Annotated in this window: 10 protein-coding genes and 1 pseudogene; 3 read left to right on the top strand and 8 right to left on the bottom strand. The window is 42.0% G+C overall.

Going from position 1 to position 8,068, the window contains the following annotated elements:
• Positions 1-107: 107 nt before the first annotated feature.
• The 7 genes from AC1DUA_RS13970 to AC1DUA_RS13940 form a co-directional block, all read right to left on the bottom strand.
• Positions 108-569, bottom strand: a complete 462-nt coding sequence (locus tag AC1DUA_RS13970; protein WP_477500338.1) for a glycosyltransferase family 2 protein — start codon at positions 567-569, stop codon at positions 108-110.
• 5 nt (positions 570-574) lie between these two features.
• Positions 575-790 carry a hypothetical protein gene (locus AC1DUA_RS13965; RefSeq protein WP_477500337.1) on the bottom strand — a complete coding sequence of 72 codons (216 nt, stop codon included), beginning with the start codon at positions 788-790 and terminating at the stop codon, positions 575-577.
• A gap of 1 nt (position 791) precedes the next feature.
• On the bottom strand, positions 792-1,562 hold the full coding sequence (locus AC1DUA_RS13960; protein WP_477500336.1) for a COG4280 domain-containing protein: 771 nt from the start codon (positions 1,560-1,562) through the stop codon (positions 792-794).
• A 27-nt stretch (positions 1,563-1,589) separates the two neighbouring features.
• Complete coding sequence (locus tag AC1DUA_RS13955; RefSeq protein ID WP_477500335.1) at positions 1,590-2,069, bottom strand: TOBE domain-containing protein; 480 nt, start codon at positions 2,067-2,069, stop codon at positions 1,590-1,592.
• A gap of 8 nt (positions 2,070-2,077) precedes the next feature.
• Entirely contained in the window at positions 2,078-2,578 is a 501-nt protein-coding gene (locus AC1DUA_RS13950) for an ABC transporter ATP-binding protein (RefSeq protein WP_477500334.1), read from the bottom strand.
• Between the two features lie 224 nt (positions 2,579-2,802).
• Entirely contained in the window at positions 2,803-4,380 is a 1,578-nt protein-coding gene (locus AC1DUA_RS13945; protein ID WP_477500333.1) for an ABC transporter permease, read from the bottom strand.
• Position 4,381: 1 nt separating this feature from the next.
• Positions 4,382-5,506: an ABC transporter substrate-binding protein gene (locus tag AC1DUA_RS13940; RefSeq protein WP_477500332.1), complete on the bottom strand. Its 1,125-nt coding sequence runs from the start codon at positions 5,504-5,506 to the stop codon at positions 4,382-4,384.
• Positions 5,507-5,662: 156 nt separating this feature from the next.
• On the opposite strand from AC1DUA_RS13940, the gene AC1DUA_RS13935 reads away from it, so the two are divergent.
• Together AC1DUA_RS13935 and AC1DUA_RS13930 are read left to right on the top strand one after the other, a co-directional pair.
• On the top strand, positions 5,663-6,163 hold the full coding sequence (locus tag AC1DUA_RS13935; protein WP_477500331.1) for a Chromate resistance protein ChrB: 501 nt from the start codon (positions 5,663-5,665) through the stop codon (positions 6,161-6,163).
• Positions 6,164-6,188: 25 nt separating this feature from the next.
• A complete protein-coding gene (locus AC1DUA_RS13930) occupies positions 6,189-6,635 on the top strand; it encodes a chromate resistance protein ChrB domain-containing protein (RefSeq protein ID WP_477500330.1) in 447 nt (148 codons plus the stop codon).
• Between the two features lie 76 nt (positions 6,636-6,711).
• On the opposite strand, the gene AC1DUA_RS13925 is transcribed toward AC1DUA_RS13930, so the two are convergent.
• The gene (locus tag AC1DUA_RS13925; RefSeq protein ID WP_477500329.1) at positions 6,712-7,359 is read right to left on the bottom strand and encodes a TVP38/TMEM64 family protein; all 648 of its coding nucleotides are present in this window, start codon (positions 7,357-7,359) and stop codon (positions 6,712-6,714) included.
• A 526-nt stretch (positions 7,360-7,885) separates the two neighbouring features.
• Between AC1DUA_RS13925 and AC1DUA_RS13920 the strand changes: the two are divergent.
• A pseudogene (locus AC1DUA_RS13920) lies at positions 7,886-8,068 on the top strand (hypothetical protein); the annotation flags it as partial.

The raw sequence follows: 8,068 nt of genomic DNA, 5'->3' as shown, positions 1-8,068 counted from the left end.
GACAATTCCGAGTGTCAGTAAACGGACAACTCCGGTCTTGATTACCGAAATTGGCGTGGATATGGGCCAGTTCCCAGGCCACAACAAAAGACACCAACCCTTATTAGTTATTGCCTTACAAGGCCCTTAAAGTTCAGAGTCTGTTTCTTAAACATAATCGTTCCTTCGGCTACAAATCCTACTAGTCTATCTCCTCGGTTAGGATTACGAAGAAGCAAACTTTTTTTGGAATGTAGATAAACATAAACGGAGCTTTTCCAAACAACATCTACATCTTTTCGCATTAAAATACTCATACTTCTCCTTAAATAATTCGGTGCATAATAATCATCATCATCAAACTTTGATATATATTCATATTTAGCTCTGGCAATGGCAAAATTCAAACAGTTTCCTAGTGAAGTTTTTTCAGGCAAACGGTAAATAGATATATTTTTGAGATTCTTAGCCTTATTTCGGTAATGAATTAGGCTGACATCATCTCGATTGACGATAATAATAAGTTCTTTATTGATTCCAATCTGATTATTATAATTTCTAAATATAGTGAGATTATCAAAGTAGTTCAATTATCTTATCCCTGACCCTTATCAATACCCTGCTTCTTATTTAATTGGTGTATGACCGAAACCCATAAAGAAACTAGTAACCCCAGCCAAATGACAATTGCAGCAATCCATGGCTGTTGAAAGTACGACAAAGTTGCCCCAATTATAATAAACAATCCGAGAGTGTAGGCCAGTCTGCCATCGTCCACGATAAGTCCCCAAAGCGTGGCTAATACTTTCATCCTAAATCGCCTCCGTCTTCTTCTGGCTAATCGACGCGGAACTATGCAAGCGAGATTTGCAATGGCGAATTATCAACCAGGAAAATAATAATAGGGTGATCGCCATATAGACAATCGATAAATCCGCTTGGGGCCACTCTACAGAAAACGCTTCACCAACCCAGAATGCCCCGAAACTAGTTAGCAYGAGACCTACAATGAACTTCATCGTGTTCTCCGGCACTCGAATGAGAGGCTTGCGAAAAATAATGCCAACTACCAGCACCACTACAGCTCCTATGATCGCACCAAGCACCGATGCATTCATCAGATTGGAACCGGTCGTTCCAAGCGTAATCACGATAAAAATCGCCTCCATCCCCTCTAGAAACGTGATGCTGAAGGAGGTAATAAACCCGAAGGAATCAATACCTCGGCGAATTTGACCAGCATTTTTCTGTCTTTGTAACTCTTTCTCGTAACTCTCTTGTTCATCATGCAGTGCTTTTAAACCAGCATAACGCAGAATTGCCTTCCTCAGCCACCGAATACCGAACAACAGCATAAACAATCCCACGATAAGCTGAACCCAACCAATATGAATGATTTGTACTAAAGGGGCTCCAATAGCAAATACCAACAGAGCTAAAATGGCAAGTGCAGCACCTGCTCCGATTAATGCGCTTCTCCAGCCCCTTACGGCCCCGACAGCCAATATAACCGTTAAAGCCTCAACAAATTCGACACTTGTTCCTAAAAAACTAGACAGAGCCGCATAGTAAGTAAATATCAAAGTCTACACTCCTCGCGATGATTTGGTTTACACAGATTGAATCTCACGGCACTTATGAAGCGGAATCCAAAGGCGAACGCCTTCACCGACTCTAATTTTCTCGTTATGCGTAACTTCAATAGGACGTTCGTATCCTGATATGTCAGCAAAATATCGATACTTCTGTCCCTGATATGAAGCCAACACAACAGTACCCGAAAGTTCTTCCATCTCGGCCGGCACTGCCATTTTCTCCGATCCAAGAACTAGCTGTACGTCTTCAGGTCGGATAAAGCGACTGCCGATGTGTCCATTGCTTCTAAGAATATTGGCTGGGCCCATGAATTTCGCAACATACTCGGAAACTGGTTCCTTATAGAGTGTTTCGGGAATTCCCTGTTGCTCACATCGTCCATCCTTCAGAATGACGATCTGATCAGCCATACTCATCGCTTCCATTTGATCGTGCGTTACATAGACAACTGTCATGCCAAGCTGTTTAAAAATTCGCACCAGTTCTACTCTCATTTCGTCCCTCAAGCCGGCATCCAAACTGGACAATGGATTAAGCGCGGCTCTGGTGCTAGCGCGCGGGCCATTGCAATTCGCTGTTTCTGGCCACCTGATAGCTCATGTGGATATTTAGACACGTAATTTTCCATATGAAAAATCCCTAATGTTTCGAGTACCCGCATTCGGAGAGCATCTCCTCGTACTCCTCGTAGTTTGAGCCCAAATGCTACGTTCTCAAACACATTCATATGCGGCCATAAAGCAAAATCTTGAAACACCATTCCAATGTTTCTCTTTTCAGGAGGTATCTCTCTACCTGCTTCCGAAACAGTGGTCCCGTCGATCAGGATCTTTCCTTCATCAATTGAAGCAAGACCTGCAATGGCTTGCAACAAAGTCGTCTTTCCGCAGCCTGAAGGACCAAGAAGCGCCAGAAAGTCGCCTTTCTCAATAGATATGTCGATTCCGGACAAAACTTGTTTTTCTCCGTATTTTTTAAAAACAGATTGAACCTGAAGACTCATCTAAGAAGCCTACCTACCTTTCAGATTCCCACTTTGGGGGCGTACTTGCCATATTGACATGCATCATCAACGACGACTCTTTAGGACGACCAAATCGACTCACCATTTGATCAGCTTTCCAACGACGCAAACCAAATACTAAGACCTGACCGATGCCAAAGATCACAAGGACTAGCCCAATCGATAAAACCGTTAGCGCCGCTCCGTTCTCTACCTTAAGATCATTATAATATTTGACAATCATTACAGGCAGCAGCGTTTTGGAAGGCTGGCGGATACAGCAACTCTGAAGCTGGCAGCTCAAACATAAGATGGCTGAAAATAAGAAAAAGTGTAGAAACAAACGTTCCCGTTACGAGCGGAAATAAGATTTTTGTAAATAAACGAAAAATATTAGCTCCGTGAACTTGCCCTGCACTCAGCAATGAAGGACTGATCTGGGTGATAGCTGCCATTTGCAATCGGATAGAATTCGGTAAGGATCCGGCCAAGTAGGCCAAATATACGCAAAATAGGGTCCCATAAAAATTTAAATGCAACGGTATTAAATAAGGCGCGTTCCATGCAAACACATAGCCCGCAGCGAGAACAATGCCTGGGATAGCAAGTGTGGACATGGTTAGAATATACAAGACCCTAGTACTAATGCCTTTTCCTCGTAAAATAACGAACCCAAGTCCTACGCCGAGTAAAGCAGCAACCAACGCCGCACCCGCAGACAAGAAGATTGATCTCTCAATGGCTTGCAAGGACTCACTGCCCTGATGAATCGCCTTCGCATAGTGCTGAAATGTAAAACTGGATGCATTAATTGGATCATTGGCATTTTTGAGAAATGAGCATATGACTTCGCCACCCATTGGAATGATAAATGCTACAAAAATGAACAAATAGCCACAGACAGTCCAAAGCATGTTCCTTCCATTTTGCTCGCGATGCACACGGATTTGGTTCTGAATAATACTGTAAGAACCCTTACCTAGAATAAATTTTTGACTCCACAAAGCAATTGCGATAATTCCGATCAAAACGATCGACAGCACACCCACTTGTGAGAAATTTACAGGCATTTGGTTAAGTGCTGTGAAAATCGAATAAGTCAGAAGTGGGATGTGTGCCTGTGGAACAAGCGCTGTGGCAAATCCGAAATCACTGACTGATTCAGCAAACGAGAGCGTAGCACCGGCTAAAATTGCCGGGAAAAGCAGCGGGATGTTGATCCTCATCCAGACAAGAAAGGACTTCGCCCCAAGTATTCTAGCCGCATCTTCATACTCCGGCCCCAACCCTCTTAGACCATTTAGAACGGATAAATAAACGACGGGGAACAACCGAAAAGACATTGCTGCGATTAATCCCCCTGGAGTAAAAAACCAATCAAGCCCACCGTTTGGGATTCCGAGCATCACGCTGAGAATACCGTGACGCTGCATCATGAGAACCCAACCTTCTGCCACAAGATATGAAGGGGTAAAAAAAATCAACCAGATGATCAAATTGATTAGCTTAAGACCGTAAATTTTCTTGCGATGCACCATAACAGCAAAGAATGTGCCAAATACAGCAGTCAAGACAGCTGTCGCTCCACCAAAAAGCAAGGCATCCATAATCGATCTATACGTATATGAATTCTTAAGCACAGTAAGAAATGGCAACAAGGAAGCATGACCGAAGCCCGAGTTCACAAGATCAGGAAACACACTCTGCAACAGAATTGTTCCTAACGGATAAGCGATAAGCCCCAACAGCACGATTATGCTAGGCCATATCAGAAATAACTTCTGAACTTGAACTCTGCTCATCTTATTTCTGGACAATGTTTTGCGTAAACCACTGTTTTACTTCATTCTCGTGCTGAGCGCCAACGACTGGATCTTCTGTATTCCACTTAATGCCATCAGGTCGTATGTTTGTTTTGCCTGTTACCCCATTAATAATCGGTTGAAAATTAGCATCAGCGGCATCGGAAGCAACGGCTACATTTTGCCCTTCAACACTTAATACATAGTCGATAAATTTCTTTGCTGCATCCATATGAGCAGCTTTCGTGCTAATTGCCATATTGCTGCTGAGTGTAGTTACACCAGAGGCTGGGTAAATCAGCTTCATAGGGCTTTTCTTTGTGATTTTATCAATAATTGCTGAGTCTTGGGCGATTGCGAATTTGACGTTTCCTTTTTCCAAATTGGTTAAAGTCGGGCCGTTCTTGTCAAAAATATTCAAACCGTTAGTCTTCAGACTGGTGAAAAAATTTTGACCTTGTGGAATGCCGCCTTGCAGGAGCATTAAACCAAGCACAACAGAGTAGGTCGGACCAGAAATGCTAGGGTTGTTCATTGCCACAAAGCCTTTGTTTTCAGGCTTTAATAAATCAGACCAATCTTTCGGAAGGTCCTCCGTCTTAACAAGGTCAGTATTATAAGCGATTGCACCTGCAGCTGAGACGGTAATAGGGTTGTAGGCATGATCCTTTGGAACGAGTTGTTTACCAAGATCGGTGTAGTTGACATTGGCAGGTATGTAGTCTTTGCTAAGCAGCCCTTGATCATCAAGGCCTTGCATACTGGAGGGACCATCGAACCAAGTAACGTCCCACTGTGGATTCGCTTTCTCAGCTTGAATTTTGGCTAAAAGCGGTCCTGTTGAGTCATCAACTAGCTTTACTTTAATACCACTCTTTTTCTCGAATGCATCTGCTATGACTTGATCAAAACCTACCGCCGAATAGACAACTAATTCTTTGTCTCCACTGGATGCAGGAACCGCACTCGCCGTTGAGACCGCCTTTGTGGTAGAATCAGAAACAGCAGTGCTTGGGGTACTTGCAGCTTCTCCTGCCGGTTTTGAGGCAGATGAACCGCACCCCGTTGACAAAACTGTTACAGCTGTAAAAACCGCACCTAATGTAACAACATGAAATTTCTTCAAGAAAATTCCCTCCTAAGATAAAAGATCTACTCCTTTTTTTATCATAATAGGTCAGGGAATTTATAACAATGGTTACATTGTAACAGTCGTTATAAGTTTTTGTAAATGGTTTATTTTATAGATAGGGGATTATAAAATTGGAGGGTGTCTTCTAAGGTGAACTGGATCGTATTTATATACAAGCTACCATCTAAACCAACGAAATACCGTGCTTATGTGTGGAGAGAAATCAAGAAATACGGTGCACTTTATTTACAAGATGGCGTTTGTATCGTTCCCGATACAGATGATGTTCAACTATTTATTGGAGTGCTTGCAGAGAAGGTCGTCGAATTCGGCGGTCTAGAGTTCACCTTTCATTCCACGACCTTCTCCAAAGAGAAAGATGCGGAGATGGTTCAACAGTTCAATGAAACTCGCGATGCGGAGTATCGTGAATTGAATCCTGCACTCGAACGAATGTTGGAAACGCTGGAGGAAGAAGAAGAATGGGAGTTCAGTGCAGCCCAAGCGCTAAAAGTCAGAGATGATTTCCGAAAATTGCAGCGCTCGTTTCAAGCGATCGAAGCCAGAGATTATTTTGAGTCAGAATCCGGACGTAGATTACAATTGCAGATCGATCATTGCCGAAAGCTGTTGAATCAACGCTTTCCATAATAATATGCATAAGGGGAACCAGCTAATGAAATGGGTAACAAGAGAGCATGGAAACGTAGAACGAGTAGCCTGTCCATGGCTTATACAACGCTTTATCGATAAGGATGCAGAATTCGCGTTCGTGCCCAATCATACAAATCCTTCCGATATTACGGATGGGATCCCGTATGACATGAAAGGCGTAGAGCTCGGTCATCATCAGGGGCGCTGCAGTTTCGAATCTTTTTTACTGAAATATGGCTTAGATGATGACCCGGYGCTTGTCAAGATGGGTTCCATCATTCACGGAGCTGACATTCCCGTAGATATAGATATCACACCTGAGTCTGCTGGGCTGCGAGCGATTGCCTTCGGCTTTCATTACCTCGGTATCAGTGATCATGAGAAGATTAACCTGCAGTCGGTTATGTATGATGCTTTATATGCTTGGTGTCAACGTAAAACAGGACGCCTTTCACCAGAAGCTTCCTAATAAGCGACGCCCCCGGATGCAATATGCCATCCACCACATAATAGTGCGAGTGTCTTTGTGGTGGATGTTCTTTATGTCAATTTACTTCTATTTTTCTTTTCCTGCTTTTCAACAACCAACTTAATCCCAACAGTACTAAAAATAAGAAGATCCCCAATGCTCCCCACACTAATGAACCCTTACGTGCACCTGCATAAATGCCACTTACTGCTATTGTATATGGCAGAATGCCTAGACCAGTAGTCCAAATAAAGCTCCAAATGTTTACATTCAAGAAACCCAAGGCGTAATTTACAAAATGGTAGGGGACCAATGGTACGATCCTGATGAATAATAACCCAAGTGTTCGATGCTTCTTGGCGAATTCATCTATTTTATGCAGAAAGGGTTCAGCCATTTTACCGAAAAAGGGCTTTGTAACCCATCTTGTCAAATATAGAGCACCTATCGCACCTCCTAGCCCACCTATCCACGAAAAAAAACCTCCCCATATCGGACCATAAATTTCCATGAGTATAATTGAAATAAATTCACCTGGGACAGGAATTATATTAGCAACTATCTGTATGATTATTCCAATAAGGATACCCATAAATCCAATGCCTCTGATTTTATTTATAAGGATTTGTGCTTCTCCCGAATGTAACAGATACAAATAATAACCAATGAACACAGAGATGATGAGCAGACCAATGATACTTATTAGCTTTTGCTTCCTTTTCAAATGAATTCATCCTATTCAAGTTTCCGTATTTTCATAGAATACTTCTTATACTTGCCCTACAGATAAATTAGTAAGTATTACTCGCCTTATCTGTCCTATTGTTAGATAGCATAATAATTAATCATTTTACTCCATGTGAACTATTTCTTAAATTTCTCTTAAATAGACACAATGATTCCCCTATTATTTACAAAAATCCAACTTTTTATTTTTATTTTCCATAAAGCAAAACCCTTATATCTCAAAGACTTCCTGCTTATAGTGAAGTACGGCAACTTGCTCCACTCGTGGAGACTATAACTGAACTGATCGTAATCCCATGGTGAATTCACTTACCACTATCCGCGGCAATCATGAGCGTCAGTGATGGTGACGACCTATATACTTTACTACTATAAAGATAACCAATGAGAATATTATGAGAGAAATCATTAGATCTTCAAGAAAGTTCGAATTCTCATCATTTTTTCATGTAAAGCATTTACAGTAAGTCTGTACCTAGAAAAGTCCTTCAAAGGAGAAAAAAATGGAATCAAATAAAACGAAAACCTTGTTAAGCAAGGTACCAGAAGTCACCATTTATTTCTGGATAATAAAAATCTTATGTACCACCATTGGTGAGACTGCTGCTGACTTCCTTAACGTTAATCTTGGCTTTGGACTGACGGGTACGTCCGTTGTAATGGGCGTTTTATTATTAGCCGTGATC

Source organism: Paenibacillus sp. 01T422 (assembly GCF_056398785.1).
The sequence above is the reverse complement of the archived record's forward strand: the minus strand, read 5'-3'. Positions and strand labels throughout refer to the sequence as shown.

Bases quoted from the DNA above. Each gene is read 5' to 3' on its own strand.
- AC1DUA_RS13965 (WP_477500337.1), bottom strand. From the start codon at position 790: ATGAAAGTATTAGCCACGCTTTGGGGACTTATCGTGGACGATGGCAGA.
- AC1DUA_RS13955 (WP_477500335.1), bottom strand. From the start codon at position 2,069: ATGAGAGTAGAACTGGTGCGAATTTTTAAACAGCTTGGCATGACAGTT.
- AC1DUA_RS13950 (WP_477500334.1), bottom strand. From the start codon at position 2,578: ATGAGTCTTCAGGTTCAATCTGTTTTTAAAAAATACGGAGAAAAACAA.
- AC1DUA_RS13945 (WP_477500333.1), bottom strand. From the start codon at position 4,380: ATGAGCAGAGTTCAAGTTCAGAAGTTATTTCTGATATGGCCTAGCATA.